The organism is Pseudomonas pohangensis, from assembly GCF_900105995.1.
Taxonomy (GTDB): Bacteria; Pseudomonadota; Gammaproteobacteria; order Pseudomonadales; family Pseudomonadaceae; genus Aquipseudomonas; species Aquipseudomonas pohangensis.
The window spans coordinates 709,493-725,368 of the sequence record NZ_LT629785.1; the positions used below are offsets into that span (position 1 = coordinate 709,493).

Annotated in this window: 13 protein-coding genes; 3 read left to right on the forward strand and 10 right to left on the reverse strand. The window is 60.2% G+C overall.

Annotated features, from left to right (window positions below):
* Window positions 1-110 precede the first annotated feature (110 nt).
* Window positions 111-1,190, forward strand: coding sequence for a WD40/YVTN/BNR-like repeat-containing protein (locus tag BLT89_RS03415; protein WP_231975056.1), 1,080 nt, complete (start codon window positions 111-113; stop codon window positions 1,188-1,190).
* 32 nt (window positions 1,191-1,222) lie between these two features.
* Window positions 1,223-3,670: an efflux RND transporter permease subunit gene (locus BLT89_RS03420; RefSeq protein WP_090193107.1), complete on the forward strand. Its 2,448-nt coding sequence runs from the start codon at window positions 1,223-1,225 to the stop codon at window positions 3,668-3,670.
* A gap of 169 nt (window positions 3,671-3,839) precedes the next feature.
* Here the strand turns inward: BLT89_RS03420 and BLT89_RS03425 are convergent, their stop codons facing one another.
* The 10 genes from BLT89_RS03425 to metG all read right to left on the reverse strand — a co-directional run bounded on the left by BLT89_RS03425 (window position 3,840) and on the right by metG (window position 14,441).
* Window positions 3,840-4,022: a PA3496 family putative envelope integrity protein gene (locus BLT89_RS03425; protein ID WP_090193108.1), complete on the reverse strand. Its 183-nt coding sequence runs from the start codon at window positions 4,020-4,022 to the stop codon at window positions 3,840-3,842.
* Window positions 4,023-4,126: 104 nt separating this feature from the next.
* The gene (nth, locus tag BLT89_RS03430; RefSeq protein ID WP_090193109.1) at window positions 4,127-4,765 is read right to left on the reverse strand and encodes an endonuclease III; all 639 of its coding nucleotides are present in this window, start codon (window positions 4,763-4,765) and stop codon (window positions 4,127-4,129) included.
* 142 nt (window positions 4,766-4,907) lie between these two features.
* Window positions 4,908-5,618, reverse strand: coding sequence for an electron transport complex subunit E (locus tag BLT89_RS03435; RefSeq protein ID WP_090193110.1), 711 nt, complete (start codon window positions 5,616-5,618; stop codon window positions 4,908-4,910).
* Window positions 5,611-6,252, reverse strand: coding sequence for an electron transport complex subunit RsxG (gene rsxG / locus BLT89_RS03440; protein WP_090198654.1), 642 nt, complete (start codon window positions 6,250-6,252; stop codon window positions 5,611-5,613). The genes BLT89_RS03435 and rsxG overlap by 8 nt, the downstream gene beginning before the upstream one ends.
* Window positions 6,253-6,254: 2 nt before the next feature.
* Window positions 6,255-7,286: an RnfABCDGE type electron transport complex subunit D gene (locus tag BLT89_RS03445; RefSeq protein WP_090193111.1), complete on the reverse strand. Its 1,032-nt coding sequence runs from the start codon at window positions 7,284-7,286 to the stop codon at window positions 6,255-6,257.
* A 136-nt stretch (window positions 7,287-7,422) separates the two neighbouring features.
* The gene (gene rsxC / locus BLT89_RS03450; RefSeq protein ID WP_090193112.1) at window positions 7,423-9,687 is read right to left on the reverse strand and encodes an electron transport complex subunit RsxC; all 2,265 of its coding nucleotides are present in this window, start codon (window positions 9,685-9,687) and stop codon (window positions 7,423-7,425) included.
* Window positions 9,684-10,259, reverse strand: coding sequence for an electron transport complex subunit RsxB (rsxB, locus tag BLT89_RS03455; RefSeq protein ID WP_090193113.1), 576 nt, complete (start codon window positions 10,257-10,259; stop codon window positions 9,684-9,686). Before rsxB ends, rsxC begins: the two co-directional genes overlap by 4 nt.
* Window positions 10,256-10,840 (reverse strand): electron transport complex subunit RsxA, encoded by a 585-nt coding sequence (gene rsxA, locus BLT89_RS03460; protein WP_090193114.1) that lies wholly within the window; start codon window positions 10,838-10,840, stop codon window positions 10,256-10,258. Before rsxA ends, rsxB begins: the two co-directional genes overlap by 4 nt.
* A 185-nt stretch (window positions 10,841-11,025) precedes the next feature.
* Entirely contained in the window at window positions 11,026-12,153 is a 1,128-nt protein-coding gene (locus BLT89_RS03465) for a zinc-binding dehydrogenase (RefSeq protein ID WP_090193115.1), read from the reverse strand.
* Window positions 12,154-12,398: 245 nt separating this feature from the next.
* Entirely contained in the window at window positions 12,399-14,441 is a 2,043-nt protein-coding gene (metG, locus tag BLT89_RS03470; RefSeq protein ID WP_090198656.1) for a methionine--tRNA ligase, read from the reverse strand.
* A 229-nt stretch (window positions 14,442-14,670) separates the two neighbouring features.
* Between metG and apbC the strand changes: the two genes are divergently transcribed.
* A complete protein-coding gene (gene apbC, locus BLT89_RS03475) occupies window positions 14,671-15,765 on the forward strand; it encodes an iron-sulfur cluster carrier protein ApbC (RefSeq protein ID WP_090193116.1) in 1,095 nt (364 codons plus the stop codon).
* Window positions 15,766-15,876 lie beyond the last annotated feature (111 nt).

Below are 15,876 nucleotides of genomic sequence, written 5' to 3' on the forward strand. Positions count from 1 at the left end.
GTTCGATGCCGGAACCAATCGCACGGGTTGGACGATTGTTTGATCATCAATCGCCGGACTGCATGCAAACAAACATGCGCTCCGGCGATTTTTTCATGTGAGGAAGCCACATGTTATTTTCCAAGAGAATCTTGCTGCCGGCACTTACCGCGGTGCTCTTCATGCAGCAGGGTACGGTACAGGCTGCTGAGTACGTTGACGTGCTGGATATGCCAGCCGCCATGAGCCAACTAGCCATCAAGAGCCCGCTGAATGCAGTTGTGACAGCCGGTACTCGCCTGGTAACCGTCGGGGTTCGTGGCCATATTCTTTTTTCGGATGACGCTGGTAAAACCTGGCAGCAGGCCAAGGTTCCGGTCAGCTCGGATCTGACTTCCGTTTATTTCCCTACACCAACCGATGGCTGGGTCGTTGGTCATGATGGCGTAGTGCTGCATACCACTGACGGTGGGGAGACCTGGACGAAGCAGCTCGACGGCGTGCAGGCCGGCAAGATCATGCTCGATTATTACACTGCGTTGGCTGCAACTGATCCTGCCAACGAGGACTACACCACGCTGGTCGATGAGGCGCAGCGGGTAGTGGATGACGGTGCCGACAAGCCGTTTCTCGGCGTATGGTTTGCCGACAAGCAGAATGGCTATGTGGTCGGTGCTTTCGGCTTGATCTTCCATACCGCTGACGGCGGTGCCAGCTGGACTCCGCTCAACGATAAAGTGGATAACCCGCAGGGCTTTCACCTGAATGCCATCACCGGCAGCGGTTCTGGCCAGGACGTCACCATGGTCAGTGAACAAGGCCTGGTGATGCGTCTTGATCCGGCCAGTGGCAAGTTCGTGACGCTGACCACACCCTTTGAAGGCACGTATTTTGGCCTGCAGCAGACCAGTCATGGGCTGGTGATCTACGGGCTTAGTGGCATGGGGTTCAAGAGCACCGATGGCGGTGCCAGCTGGACAAAACTGGTACTGCCGGTTGACAAGCCTTTAACTGCAGCAGCTACTGATGCGTCCGGCCAGTTGTATTTGTTTGATCAGCCCGGCGAGATTATGAGCAGCATTGATGGCGGTGAGACTTTCCGATTGCGCCCTCAGGCCACAACCGCTGCTATCAGCAGTGCGGTTGCTGTAGGTAATGAGGCGATGGTGCTCGTGGGCCCTCGCGGCGTGCGCGTGTTCCCCATTGAATAAGCCAGAATAATTAGAGAGAGGCGTACCTGATCATGGGAACTAAAAACGACTTTGACATGCCGGTCATTGGCGATCCGAAGGATTTTGATCCAAACACCGGTAGTCTGCTGGAGCGCATGGTATTCAACCATCGCCCCCTGTTTCTGCTGTTTATCGTAGTAATGACAGCACTGCTCGGCTACATGGTGGCTACGCGTCTGGAGATGCGGCCGAGCTTTGAAAAGATGATTCCGCAGAGTCATCCGTACATCAAAAACTTTCTGGAAAATCGCGACCAGTTGCGTGGTTTGGGCAACTCGGTTCGTGTGGTGGTGGAGACTACCGAAGGCGATATTTATGACAAGGACTACCTGCAGACGCTGCAGGAGATCAATGACGAACTGTTTCTGACTCCCGGCGTGGACCGGGCCTGGCAGAAGTCGTTGTGGTCGCCCAATGTGCGCTGGACCCAGGTCACCGAAAAAGGTTTTGAAGGCGGTCCGGTCATGCCGGATACCTATGATGGCTCGCCTGCCAGCATTGAAGACCTGAAACTGAATGTTGCCCGCGCAGGTCTGGGTGGCCAGCTGGTGGCAGGCAACCTGAAGTCGAGCATGATCATTGTTCCCTTGCTGGACAAAGACTCGGCTACCGGTCAGGGCATCAATTACTACGAGTTTGCCCACGTTCTGGAAGACAAGCTGCGCCAGAAGTACGAGTTCGGTGGTGATACCGAGGCCCATGCTTCAGGTGAAGAAGGCACCGGCAAGATCAAGATCCGTGTAATCGGTTTCGCCAAGCTGATTGGGGACCTGATTGATGGTCTGATCGAAGTAATGATGTTCTTCGCCATTGCCGTGGTGTTTGCCTTCATCATCATCTACCTCTACACCCGTTGCTTGCGCAGTACCGCACTGGTGGTTAGCTGCTCCCTGCTGGCAGTGGTCTGGCAGTTGGGCATCGTTGCCTGGATGGGCTATGCGATAGATCCGTATTCGATTCTGGTGCCGTTCCTGGTATTCGCCATTGGTGTGTCCCATGCGTCACAGAAAATGAACGGGATCATGCAGGACATCGGCAAGGGCACGCACAAGCTGATCGCTGCGCGATACACCTTCCGCCGTCTGTTCCTGGCTGGCGTTACGGCGCTGTTGTCGGATGCGGTCGGTTTCGCCGTGCTGATGCTGATTGATATTCCGGTGATCAAGGAACTGGCAATCACCGCGAGTATCGGTGTATTTGTGCTGATCTTCACCACGCTGCTGATGATGCCGGTGGCACTGTCCTACGTTGGTGTCAGTGCCAAAGCGGCAGAGCGGGCGCTGCAGGCTGACAAGAACGTGGAAAACCATCAGGGCATCGCCAAGCTCTGGGATCTGCTCGATCACTTCACCGAGCGTCGCTGGGCCACCATTGCAGTGATAGTCGCTGTGCTGATCGGGGTCGGCGGCTTCTTTGTGAGCAAGCAGTTGAAGATTGGTGATCTGGATCCGGGGGCACCGGAGTTGCGTGCAGACTCGCGTTACAACCGCGATAACGCCTACATCACCGAGAACTACGCGCTGTCCAGTGATATGTTTGCGGTCATCGTCAAGACGCCGCCAGAGGGTTGTCTTAACTACAAGACCCTGGTTCTGGCCGATCGGCTGGCCTGGCAGTTGCAGCAGCACCCGCAGGTGCAGATGTCGGTGTCACTGGTCAACGCAATCAAGCAGATTACTGCCGGGTCCTATGAAGGCAATCCGAAGTTCTTCACCATCCAGCGCAACCAGGATGTTCTGAACTACTCGGCAACTACTGCCTCGAACAATACCCCTGAGCTGTTCAATACCAACTGTACGATCATGCCGGTTGTAACCTTCCTCAAGGACCACAAGGCAGATACGCTCTCGGAAGTCTCGGCGATTGCCGAAGAGTTCTCCGAGCTGAACAGCACGCCTGACCGGCAGTTCCTGCTGGCAGCCGGTACTGCTGGTATCGAGGCAGCTACCAACGAGGTCGTGGCGCATTCCAACCGCATGATGCTGTTCTATGTGTATGGCGCAGTAATCCTGTTCTGCCTGATCACCTTCCGCAGCTGGCGTGCAACCGCAGTGGCGATCCTGCCATTGATCATGACATCGATGCTCTGCGAGGCATTGATGGTGTGGATGGGCATCGGAGTGAAAGTGGCGACCCTGCCGGTGATTGCGCTGGGTGTGGGTATCGGTGTGGACTACGCGCTGTATTTATTGAGTGTGCAGCTGCAATTCCAGCGTGAAGGTTATTCACTCGGCGTGGCCTACAAGAAGGCTGTGGCTTCGACCGGTAAAGTGGTTGCGCTGGTCGGTGTTACCTTGGCTACGGGTGTAATCACCTGGGCCTGGTCACCCATCAAGTTCCAGGCGGATATGGGTATCCTGCTGACCTTCATGTTCCTGTGGAATATGCTCGGCGCCCTGATCCTGATCCCGGCACTGTCGTACTTCTTCCTCAATCCGAAGAAGGCCGAAACAGCCTGAGGTCAGGGGTGCTCGCCTGCTGGCTTATGCCAGCGGGCAAGTGCCTGGAAATAGCCAAACGAAAAGGCCGAGCCCCGGTTTCCCGGGGCTCGGCCTTTTTATTATCCGATCACAAATGCAATTTCCTGCACCAGCTGCGTACAACGACAGCTCGTTCTGTGCCGGTTGCTCAGGAATCGAAATCGTAATCAGCCAGTTGCCGGCGCAGTCGTCGCTCGTCCAGCAGATTGTCAATCACGCGGCGTTTGGCGAGGTTGGTTTTGGCGACTTCGACAGGCTGCTCGCTCTGTTCTTCGGAGTCCTGGCTAACCTGATCGTCGTCGAGTTCGATCTCTTCACTTGCAGTGGTCATAAGAGGCCATCCAGAGTGTGCTTGCTTGGCGCCTCTTATATCGGCAAAGTGCGAGAGGGTAAAAAAGATTTTTTCAATCAGCTGATTAGAATTTTATTAGAGCGTTAATCGTCGGACGTTTTGGCCTTGTATTCACACAGGTCTTCGATCCGGCAACTGCCACAACGTGGTTTGCGCGCCAGACAAACATAGCGCCCATGCAGGATCAGCCAGTGGTGGGCATCAAGCAGGAATTCTGCGGGAACAAAGCGCATCAGCTTCCGCTCCACTTCCAGCACAGTCTTGCCCGGTGCAATGCCGGTACGGTTGCTGACCCGGAAAATGTGGGTATCAACGGCCATGGCCAGCTGACCGAAGGCGGTATTCAGTACGACGTTGGCCGTTTTGCGGCCGACACCGGGAAGGGCTTCAAGTTCTTCACGGGTTTCCGGCACCTGACTGTTATGTCTTTCGATCAGCAGACGACAGGTTTCGATTACATTCTTTGCCTTGGTCGGATACAGACCGATGGTTTTGATGTATTCGCACAGGCCGGTGTAGCCGAGTGCGTATATGGCTTCCGGTGTATTCGCCACCGGATAGAGCCTGGCGGTTGCCTTGTTCACGCCTACATCGGTGGCCTGCGCCGAGAGAATCACCGAGATGAGTAACTCGAAGGGGGAGCTGTAGGCCAGTTCCGTGGTCGGTTGTGGATTGTCTTCACGCAGGCGCCGAAAGATTTCCAGACGTTTGGCTGCATTCATCAGGTGATATTCCAGGTCGCGTTGAAAAGACTATGTGTTGCCATGGCTTTTGTGGGAGTGCTGCATGCAGCGAAAAGCTGTCCAGCAGCACAAGTGCTCGCGCCGCAGGCGACGCTCCTGGGCTTCAGCGCCAAAAAGCCCCTTACTCGATCACGCCGGTTACCCGGACCCGCCGACTTTGCGCCGGCAATGCTGCGGGTTCGGCTGCTTTGGCGCGTGCTGCAACAATTTCATCGATGCGGTTTTTCAAGGCGATCAGCAAGCCCAGAACCAGGAATGCTCCTGGCGGCAGGATGGCCAGTAAAAAGCCCGGATAGTTGTGAAAAACCGTCACCTGCCAGTGCGCTGCGATCGGCCCGAACAGCAGTTGCATGTTGGCAAACAAGGCGCCGGTCCCGAGCAGTTCGCGCACCGCACCGATGGCCAGCAGTACCAGACCGAAACCGGTGCCCATCATCAGCCCGTCGAAGGAGGCAGCGGCTACGGTGTTTTTCGCCGCGAAGGCTTCGGCACGACCAAGGATGATGCAGTTGGTGGTGATCAGTGGAATGAAAATGCCGAGAATCTGGTACAGCTCGTAGGTGAAGGCCTGCATCAGCAGTTCGATACAGGTAGTCAGCGCCGCAATGATCATGACGAACACCGGCAGGCGTACCGCGTCGCTCACCTGGGTGCGGATCAGCGCCACTGTGGCATTCGAGGCGGCCAGCACAATGGCGGTTGCCAGACCCATGCCCAGCGCATTGACGACCGAGTTGCTGACTCCCAGCAGGGGGCAGAGACCGAGCAGTTGCACCAGCCCCGGGTTGTTCTTCCACAGGCCGTTGATGGCTATTTCGCGGAAACTAGTCATGCGGCTTCTCCACTGGTTTCAACAGTTCTGCCCGATGTGCATCGAAATACTGCAGGGCCTGATGCACGGCTTTGACCACCGCGCGGGGGGTAATGGTTGCGCCGGCAAACTGGTCAAAAGCGCCGCCGTCCTTTTTCACTGCCCAGCTTTCCGCGGCCAGATTCTGCAGGGATTTACCGGCGAAGGTCAGCACCCAGGGGCTTTTCGCCAGATCAATCTTGTCGCCCAGGCCAGGGGTTTCCCGATGGTGAATGGCGCGTACGCCAGACAGCGTGCCATCCGCCAGCACGCCAACCAGCAGCTGGATACTGCCACTGTAGCCATCCGGCGCGGTGACTTGCAGGATCACCGCAGTTGCTTTGCCATCGAGGCTGGCGAGATACACCGGGCTATTGCCCTTGCTGCCGAGCAACGGGTCGTGCACCAGATGTACGTCATCCTGTGGATGGTTGTCATAACTGCCGGCCGGTAGCAACTCGCTGAGCGCGCGGTTCTTGGCGGCGCGCTCGGAATCGGCAATGCGCTCTGCGGTGCCCAGCTGGGTAATTGCCACCAGGCCAACGGTGACTATGGCAAACAGGCCCAGTACCAGGCTGTTCTTCAGCATCGAGCGGGAAATTTCCGGGAGTGCCATGCTCATTCTCCCATCCGGAAACCACGTTCCGGCTTGCTATGGCCATAGGCGCGTGGACGGCTGTAGTGGTCGATGGTTGGTGCTGCCAGGTTCATCAACAGTACGGCAAAGGCTACGCCGTCGGGATAGCCGCCCCAGGTGCGAATGATATAGACCAGGATGCCGACACCAGCGCCAAAAATCAGCCGTCCCAGATTGCTGGTGGCACCGCTGACAGGATCGGTAACGATGAAAAAGGCGCCGAGCATGGTCGCGCCGGTGAACAGATGGAACAGCGGTGAGCCATTGGAATCCGAGCCGGAGCCATGCCAGAACAGCAGGCTCATGACAGTCAGGGCCGCGAGCATGCCGACCGGCGCATGCCAGCTGATCAGGCGTTTGTGCAACAGAAACAGGCCGCCAAGCAGGAAGGCCGCGTTAACCCACTCCACCGCTGCCCCGCCAACTTTGCCGAAGGCCGGATTGGCTGCCCACAGCTCGTCCATGGTCAGGCTCTTGTTGATCTTCAGGCTGTCCAGTGCAGTTGCCTGACTCCAGCCATCGGGCAACTGTGCCAGACCGAAAATCTGTTGCAGGCCTTCGAGCAGGCCGACGCCGTGCGGTTTTGGCCAGCTGGTCATCTCCACCGGAAAGGAAATCAGCACCACCACGTAGCCGAGCATGGCCGGGTTGAACGGGTTTTGCCCAAGGCCACCGTACAGCTGTTTGCCGAATACGATGGCAAAGCCCACCGCGACCAGCGTCAGCCACCAGGGCGCATAGGGTGGCAGCGCCAGCGCCAGCAGCACGGCGGTGACCAGGGCGCTGCCGTCACTCAGGTAGAAACCCAGTGGGCGCTGGCGAATCTTCAGGATTGCGGCTTCCACGCCCAGGGCCACCAGGCTGGCCCAGAGCAGGTTGACCAGGGTGCCGATACCGAACAGCCAGGTCAGCGCCAGCGCCCCCGGCGCGCAGGCAGCCAGCACCAGCAGCATGACCCGCTGGGTACGGTTGCTGCCCTTAGCATGGGGCGAGGTGATGCGGGTCAGGGTCATTGCTGCTCCGGTGCTGGCTTCTTCTCGCGCAAGCGGGAGAGGGCTGGGGAGAGGGAGTCATGTGAGGGTGGGCAGCTTGCGCTGCCACGGTGGGTTACGGCCTGCAACCTGACCCAGACCAAGGGTTGCGAGGCCTTCAGCATGCGGATTGCTCCTGATAGGCGGCCAATTGGCGCTCGGCCTCGGCCAGCCGCGTGCGGGCGCTGTCCAGGGCCTGCGCTGCGGCACTGCCGTCACGCTCCAGCTTGCGCAGGTCGGCGCGGGCAAAGGCAACTTCGGTCTTCAGGGCGCGCTGCTGCTCGTCGAGGCCGGATTTGTTGACCAGCACGTGCTCGGGTGCCGGTTTCGGGCTGGCTGCCTCGGCGGCATGCAAGGCGGTTTCGGCAACACTCACAGCTGCACGAAGTGATTGCAGTTCAGCCTCCGCCAGCTCGGCCTTTTCGGCCTTTTTCAGTTCGGCCCGTTTCACCGCCAGTTCGATCTTGGCTTTCTTCAATGCCGCATCGACCACCGGCTTGGCCGGGGTCGCGGCTGGCGTTGGTGCTGGCGTGGGTGAGTTGCCCAGAGCTTGTTCGGCGCTGCTCAACTGGCTGCGCATCTGCTCCAGTTGTGCCTGCTGTTCCGCGTTCGGGCTTTCGACTTTCTCCAGCTTGCGCACTTGCGCCTTGAGCATGGCGGCTTCGATTCTGGCTTTTTTCAGCTGGTCATCAGCGCTGCTTGAGGGTACAGCTGCAGGCTCGGGCGCGTTGGCCTGTGCCTGCTGCAATGCCAGCTGCGCGGCTTCGGCTGCGCGGCGCAGTTGGGCTATCTGGGCCTTGAGTTCATCGGTGTCATGCTGGGCCAGCTGCTTCTCGGCTTTCTTCAGCGCGACCTGGGCCATGCTGGCTTCGATCTTCAGGCGTTTAAGCTGTTCGTCGGCAGGTGCCACAGGGCTGCTGTCAGTCTGGCTGGCGCGGGCCTTGGCATTGCGTTCGGCGCGGGCCTGACGCTCGGCTTCCTTCTGCTCTTCGGCCAGACGCAGTCTTTCCTGGCGAAACTCGAAGCGCTGTTTGGAGTAGTCGGCCTTCTGTTGAAGTTGTTCCTGCTCGCGGATACCGGCCTTGGCCGCGCGGTAGTACTGCACCAGGGGAATGCTCGAGGGGCAGACGTAGGCGCAGGCGCCACACTCGATGCAGTCGAACAACTGGTGCGCCTTGAGCTGATCGGTCTGTTCGCCCAGGGCAAAAAAGTGCAGTTGCTGCGGTAGCAGGCTGGCCGGGCAGACCTGCGCGCAATCGCCACAGCGAATACACGGCTGCGCCGGTGGTGGTGCCGGCAGTTCGGCAGCCGTGCTGGCCAGCAGGCAGTTGGTGGTCTTGATTACCGGCACGTCCAGCGCTGGCAAGGTAAAGCCCATCATCGGGCCGCCCATGATCAGGCGGTTGAGCTTGTCCTGCTGCAGGCCGGCAAATGCCAGCAGTTCGCTGACCGGGGTACCGAGCAGACATTCGACGTTCATCGGTCGGGCCAGCGCTTCACCGGTCAGGGTGGTGATGCGGGAAATCAGCGGGCGACCAAGAATCACCGCATCATGAATGGCCACAGTGGTGCCGACGTTCTGGCAGAGCACGCCGACATCAGCGGGCAATCCGCCACTGGGCACTTCACGCCCGGTGAGGATCTGGATCAGCTGTTTTTCGCCGCCGGAAGGGTACTTGGTCGGGAATACCACGACTTCATAGGGGCGCTCGCCGATCAGCCGGAGAATGGCGGCAGCGGCTTCCGGCTTGTTGTCTTCGATGCCGATCAGCACCTCTTCAGGCTGGATCAGGTGCGCCAGAATATTGATGCCGGACAGCAGTTCTGCGGCCTTTTCGCGCATCAACAGATCGTCAGCCGTGATGTAGGGCTCGCATTCGGTGCCGTTGATGATCAGCGTATGGATCTTCTGCTGTGGCCGTGCGCTGAGTTTGACTGCCGTAGGGAAGCCGGCGCCGCCCAGACCATTGACGCCGGCCGCACGGATTTTTTCCAGCAGTTCGGTCGCAGCAAGCTGATGGAAGTGGTCACAGGGTTGCAGCGGCGCCCATTCGTCCAGACCGTCGCTGTCGATCACGACTGCCGGGGCCAGCATGCCGGACACATGCGGGTAGGGCTGCGCACCGATAAAACTGACCGTGCCGGAAGTGGGCGCGTGAACCGGCACGCTGACCGCACTGGTGGCTTCGGCGATGAGTTGCCCCTTGAGCACGCGCTGGCCAACGCTGACGCAGGGTTCTGCCGGTGTGCCGATGTGCTGGTTGAGCGGCAGAATCAGTCGCTTGGGCAGGGGCGCGGACTGAATCGCCGTGCGGTTGGAAAGCGTCTTGCGTTCGTCCGGGTGGATGCCGCCGGGGATGTCGAAAAACTCTCGGGCACTCATGCAACCTGCTCCCGGTCGGTGGCGATCAGCTGGCTAGGAGGCAAGGGCAGCTCCCACTTCCAGTTCTGCAAGGTTTGCCCCAGTGGAATCATGTCGATGCAGTCCACCGGACAGGGTTCCACGCACAGGTCGCAGCCGGTGCATTCGCTGACAATCACCGTGTGCATCTGTTTGGCTGCGCCGATGATCGCGTCCACCGGGCAGGCCTGGATGCACTTGGTGCAGCCGATGCACTCGGCCTCGCGGATAAAGGCAACCATCTTCGGCTTTTCGCCCTCGACGGCATCCAGTGGTTCCGCCTCGACATCCAGCAGGTCAGCCAGCGCCTGAATGGTGGCTTCGCCGCCGGGAGGGCACTTGTTGATCTTGTCGCCGCCGGCAATCGCTTCGGCGTAAGGCTTGCAGCCCGGATAGCCGCACTGGCCGCATTGTGTTTGTGGCAGCAGGGCGTTGATTTGTTCGGCGATCGGGTCACCCTCGACACGAAAGCGCACCGCCGCAAAGCCGAGCAGGGCACCGCACACCAGGCATAACGCCAGTAGTGCCAGAACGGCACTGAGCACCATGCTCATAGGCGGATCAGTCCGGCAAAGCCCATGAACGCCAGCGACATCAGGCCGGCGGTAATCATGCCGATGGCCGCACCCTGAAAGGATTTGGGCACATCGGCAATGGCAATCCGCTCACGCATGGCGGCAAACAGCACCAGCACCAGCGAAAAACCCAGCCCGGCAGCAAAGCCGTTCAAGGTGGCGCTGACAAAGGTGAACTCGGCCTTGTTGGCGTTCAGCAGGGCCACGCCGAGGACGATGCAGTTGGTGGTGATCAGCGGCAGGAAAATGCCCAGCACGCGGTACAGCAGCGGGCTGGTCTTCTGTACCACCATCTCGGTGAACTGCACCACCACGGCGATCACCAGAATGAAACTGATGGTGCGCAGGAATTCGATGTCCAGCGGCTTGAGCACGTATTGCTGGACCAGATAGCTGCACATGGCGGCCAGGGTCAGGACGAAAGTGGTGGCCAGCGACAGGCCGATGGCGGTTTCGATCTTCTTCGACACGCCCATGAACGGGCACAGGCCGAGGAACTGCACCAGCACGAAGTTGTTGACCAGAATGGAGCTGACCATGAGCAGGGCGAGTTCGGTCATGCGCTATGTACCAACATGGGTGGTTTTGCCAGGCAACTGGCGAATAGGAGCGGGGGCCTATTATCGGGCTACTGGCTATGGCCAGACAAGTTATTGCAGGGTTTGCAGCTGCATCGGCCCTGCAGGCGGGCGGTGCAGCTGCGGGAACGGCGCAGCGCCTGCGGCGGGTACGCCCCGGCCCCTGCTTACCGGGTCGGATTGATCAGGTACTTGCCGCCGGTGCTTGGCTTGCCGTAGGCAGCGATCGCCTCAAGCTGCAGCGCCCCGGCCAGCGATACTTCACGCACATAATTGCAGGCGAAGGTGGTCTTCAGTCCGGCCAGTACCCGGGCCTGGAATTGCTGCATGGCTTCGGGCCCGACCTTGGCCAGGTAGTTGGGCAACAGCCAGCCGGCGACGGCAAAGGCCGGGCCGAAGCTGCGCTTGAGGATGGTCGGGCTGGTATCCAGCGCGCCGTAGATGTACACCTGCTTGTGGGTGGCCGAGCCGTAACGGCTGTAATTCTTGGCCGTGCGGGTGATGGCTGCTTCCATGGCGGTGAGAATCTGGCTGGCCAGTGTGCCGCCGCCAATGGCGTCGAAGGCGATGGTGGCGCCGGTTTCGCTGAGTGCCTGGATCAGGTCCTGGCTGAAGGTCGCTGCGCTGGAATCACACACATACTTCGCGCCCTGGCTGCGCAGTAGTTCGACCTGGGCCGGGCTGCGCACGATGTTCACCAGGTAGATGCCTTCCTGCTGGCACAGACGATTGAGCATCTGTCCCAGGTTGCTGGCGGCGGCGGTATGCACCAGCGCGCTGTGGCCTTCACGGCGCATGGTGTCGAGCATGCTGATGGCGGTCATCGGATTGACGAAGATCGACGCACCGTCGGCCGCGCTGCAGCCTTCGGGCAGCACAATGCACTGGCTGGCCTTGGCGCAGCGGTATTGCACGTACATGCTGCCACCAAAGATGGCCACGGTCTTGCCGAGCAGCGCCTGGGCTGCGGGGGAGTCACCGGCGGCGATCACTGTACCGGCGCCTTCGTTGCCGACAGTCATCGACTGGTCCAGCCGCGCCTGCATGGCGCGCATGGCTGCTTCGGGAATGCTGAAAGTCACCACTGGCGACTCGGCGGTGCCCGAGGCTTTGCCGGTGCTCAGGTCTGCCGGGCCGAGCAGTAGACCCAGATCCGAGGGGTTGAGCGGCGTGGCTTCGACGCGAATGATCACCTCGTCCGCGGCCGGAGCAGGGGTTTCCACGCTGACCAGCGAGAGTTCCAGCTCGCCGCTGTTTTTGACCAGGGAGCGAAGTTGCAGACCGGTGCTGGACATGGTGTTACCTCGGCTAGTGATGTGACGGGTTGGGGTTTTGCCCCGGGCTTACCCTGGGCTTTGTACTGGTTAGGTGCTGTCAGCCGCTTTCTGCTTCCTGTAGGAGCCGGCTTGCTGGCGATGACTGCATGGATGCAGGAGGTAGCGCGAAGCAGGAGCTCCGAGCCGAAACAGGCTGCGCAAGAGCATCGCGAGCAAGCTCGCTCCTACAAAACCGACCTGCACCAACTAACCGGGATATAGCCTTACTTGACGCGTTGCCCCGGCCTGGCGCCGGCGTCCGGGCTAAGCAGGTAGATCTCGTGGCCACCGGGGCCGGCGGCCAGCACCATGCCTTCGCTGATGCCGAATTTCATCTTGCGTGGCGCCAGGTTGGCCACGTACAGGGTATGCCGGCCTTCCAGCTGGCTCGGGTCCGGGTAGGCACTCTTGATGCCGCTGAACACGTTGCGCTTGGCGTCGCCGATATCCAGCGTCAGGCGCAGCAGCTTGTCGGCGCCGTCGACGAACTCGCATTTCTCGATCAGCGCGATACGCAGGTCAACGGCGGCAAAGGCGTCGAAGTTGATCTCGGCGGCGATCGGCTCTTTCGTGAGTTCGCCATTACCGGCTGCAGCAGGGGTGGCGGATTCGGCAATCAGGTCTTCTTTGGAGTCTGCAATCATGGCTTCTATCTTCGCCGGTTCTATGCGCGTCAGCAGCGGGCTGAACGGGTTCAGCTGGTGGTTGGCCAGCGGCGTACTCAGGTCATTCCAGGTCAGCGGCGCGACATTCAGGAAGGCTTCGGCATCGCCGGCCAGTTTCGGCAGTACCGGCTTGAGCAGGATCACCAGCTGGCGGAACAGGTTGACGCCCAGCGCGCAGATTTCCTGCACCTCGGCCTGCTTGCCCTCGACCTTGTTCAGCGCCCAGGGCGCCTTGTCGGCAATCCAGGCATTGGCGCGGTCGGCCAGTGCCATGATTTCGCGCATGGCGCGGGCGAAATCACGCGCTTCGTAGGCCTCGGCGATGGCCGGTGCGGCATTCTGGAAAGCGTTCCACAGCTCGGGTTCGGGATTGGCAGCTACCAGCAGCCCGTTGTTGCCCTTGTGGATGAAGCCGGCACAGCGGCTGGCAATATTCACCACTTTGCCGACCAGGTCGGCGTTGACCTTCTGCACGAAGTCCTCGAGGTTGAGATCGAGATCGTCGACGCTGCGGCCCAGCTTGCTGGCGTAGTAGTAGCGCAGGTATTCCGGGTTCAGATGGTCGAGATAGGTGCGTGCCTTGATAAAGGTGCCGCGCGACTTGGACATCTTCTGCCCGTTGACGGTCAGGTAGCCATGCACGTTGACCGCGGTCGGCTTGCGGTAGCCGGCGCCCTGCAGCATGGCCGGCCAGAACAGCGTGTGGAAGTTGACGATGTCCTTGCCGATGAAGTGGTACAGCTCGGCGGTCGAATCCTTGCCCCAGTAGGCATCGAAATCCAGCTCCGGACGCCGTGCACAGAGGTTCTTGAAACTGGCCATGTAGCCCACCGGCGCATCCAGCCAGACGTAGAAATACTTGCCCGGCTCGTCGGGGATCTCGAAGCCGAAATACGGTGCATCGCGGCTGATGTCCCATTCCTGCAGGCCGGCATCCAGCCATTCGGCGATCTTGTTGGCTACCGCCTCCTGCAGGGTACCGCTGCGCGTCCACTGCTCGAGCATGCTCTGGAAATCCGGCAGCTTGAAGAAGAAGTGCCTGGAATCCCTGAGTACCGGCACCGCGCCGGAGATCGCCGAGCGCGGATTCTTCAGTTCGGTCGGTTCGTAAGTGGCGCCGCATTTCTCGCAGTTGTCGCCGTACTGGTCTTCGGCGGCGCACTTGGGGCAGGTGCCCTTGATGAAGCGATCGGCGAGAAACATGCCCTTTTCCGGGTCGAAATACTGGGTCACCGAGCGCGTGGCGATGTGTCCGGCCTCACGCAGCTTCAGGTAGATGCCGGTGGCCAGTTCGCGGTTTTCTTCCGAGTGGGTCGAGTGAAAGTTGTCGAAGTCCACCAGGAAGTCGGCAAAGTCGGCGCTGTGCTCGGCCTGCACGTTGGCAATCAACTGCTCCGGGGTGATGCCTTCCTTCTCGGCGCGCAGCATGATCGCCGAGCCATGGGCATCGTCAGCGCAGACGTAAGTGGCCTGATTGCCACGCAACTTCTGGAAACGCACCCACATGTCGGTCTGGATGTACTCCAGCATGTGGCCGAGATGGATCGAGCCGTTGGCATAGGGCAGGGCGCTGGTAACGAGAATCTTGCGGGCTTCGGACATGGTTTCGGGCTGCATGGCTGACACGGGAAGGTCGGCAACTATATAGGCGCAGCGGTTTTTTTTCATCCGTGGCGAATGCGGGAGGACTGATGCGCAGCGCATTTCCCCCTCTCGCGCTGGCGGCAGAGGGCCGCGGAGAGGGGCTTTTCGACCCATGAAAAGGCCTTCGGTGATTTTCTGCCGTGCGGTAACATATCCGCCTGTTTTGCTTGGTTTTTAGGGAGTTGTCATGAGTGCTGTCAATCGCCAGCTGGTGGAAACCGTCCTGCGTCAGTTCACCGACCCGCACCTGAACCTCGATCCGGTCAGCGCCGGCTGCGTGCGCGAGATCGATATTCAGGGTGGCACGGTCAATGTGCGCCTGCAGCTGGGCTATGCCTGTGCTCTGTTCAAGAGCGGCTGGGCGCAGATGCTGCAGATGGCGCTGGAGAACCTTGATGGCGTGGATTCCGCCAGCGTGCAGGTGGATGTGCTGATCGAGCCGCACAAGGCCCAGGAGCAGGTGCCGGCGCTGGTCAACGTGAAGAACATCATCGCCGTAGCCTCCGGCAAGGGCGGGGTGGGCAAGTCGACCACCGCGGCCAATCTGGCGCTGGCGCTGGCCCGTGAAGGGGCGCGGGTGGGCATTCTGGATGCGGATATCTACGGCCCCAGTCAGGGCATCATGTTCGGCATTGCGCCAGGTACCCGGCCACAGATTCGCGAGCAGAAGTGGATGCTGCCGATCGAGGCGCATGGCGTGCAGGTGATGTCCATGGCCTTTCTGGCCGATGACGATACACCGATGGTCTGGCGCGGGCCGATGGTTTCCGGCGCGTTGATGCAGCTGATCACCCAGACCGCCTGGGACAATCTGGATTATCTGGTGGTGGACATGCCGCCGGGCACCGGCGATATCCAGCTGACGCTGGCGCAGAAGGTGCCGGTGGCCGGTGCGGTGATCGTCACCACGCCACAGGATCTGGCGCTGCTGGATGCGAAGAAAGGCGTGGAGATGTTCCGCAAGGTGAACATTCCGGTGCTCGGCGTGGTGGAAAACATGGCCGTGCACATCTGCTCTAACTGCGGGCATGCCGAACATCTGTTCGGCGAAGGTGGCGGTGAGAAGCTGGCGGCGCAATATGGCGTCGAGCTGCTGGCATCGTTGCCGTTGTCGATGGCCATCCGCATGCAGTCCGATGGCGGCAAGCCGACCGCCATCGCCGACACCGAAAGCCAGATCGCCATGATCTATCAGGAGCTGGCGCGTAACGTCGGCGCACGCATCGCCCAGGCCGGGCAGGGTGCGCAGGGTATGCCGGCAATCGAGATCAGCGACGACTGAGCTACCTCCTGCAACTTCAATCGTTGTGGGAGCTTTAAAGACACAAGCGCCGCCCCCGGCGCGAGCTTTTGCTTTAGATGGATTGGCGCTGGCTTTTTCGCGGCGAGTCGC

Excerpts from the sequence above, each read along its gene's own strand:
- BLT89_RS03415 (WP_231975056.1), top strand. The coding sequence starts at position 111 with ATGTTATTTTCCAAGAGAATCTTGCTGCCGGCACTTACCGCGGTGCTC.
- BLT89_RS03420 (WP_090193107.1), top strand. The coding sequence starts at position 1,223 with ATGGGAACTAAAAACGACTTTGACATGCCGGTCATTGGCGATCCGAAG.
- BLT89_RS03425 (WP_090193108.1), bottom strand. The coding sequence starts at position 4,022 with ATGACCACTGCAAGTGAAGAGATCGAACTCGACGACGATCAGGTTAGC.
- nth (WP_090193109.1), bottom strand. The coding sequence starts at position 4,765 with ATGAATGCAGCCAAACGTCTGGAAATCTTTCGGCGCCTGCGTGAAGAC.
- BLT89_RS03435 (WP_090193110.1), bottom strand. The coding sequence starts at position 5,618 with ATGACTAGTTTCCGCGAAATAGCCATCAACGGCCTGTGGAAGAACAAC.
- rsxG (WP_090198654.1), bottom strand. The coding sequence starts at position 6,252 with ATGGCACTCCCGGAAATTTCCCGCTCGATGCTGAAGAACAGCCTGGTA.
- BLT89_RS03445 (WP_090193111.1), bottom strand. The coding sequence starts at position 7,286 with ATGACCCTGACCCGCATCACCTCGCCCCATGCTAAGGGCAGCAACCGT.
- rsxC (WP_090193112.1), bottom strand. The coding sequence starts at position 9,687 with ATGAGTGCCCGAGAGTTTTTCGACATCCCCGGCGGCATCCACCCGGAC.
- rsxB (WP_090193113.1), bottom strand. The coding sequence starts at position 10,259 with ATGAGCATGGTGCTCAGTGCCGTTCTGGCACTACTGGCGTTATGCCTG.
- rsxA (WP_090193114.1), bottom strand. The coding sequence starts at position 10,840 with ATGACCGAACTCGCCCTGCTCATGGTCAGCTCCATTCTGGTCAACAAC.
- BLT89_RS03465 (WP_090193115.1), bottom strand. The coding sequence starts at position 12,153 with ATGTCCAGCACCGGTCTGCAACTTCGCTCCCTGGTCAAAAACAGCGGC.
- metG (WP_090198656.1), bottom strand. The coding sequence starts at position 14,441 with ATGTCCGAAGCCCGCAAGATTCTCGTTACCAGCGCCCTGCCCTATGCC.
- apbC (WP_090193116.1), top strand. The coding sequence starts at position 14,671 with ATGAGTGCTGTCAATCGCCAGCTGGTGGAAACCGTCCTGCGTCAGTTC.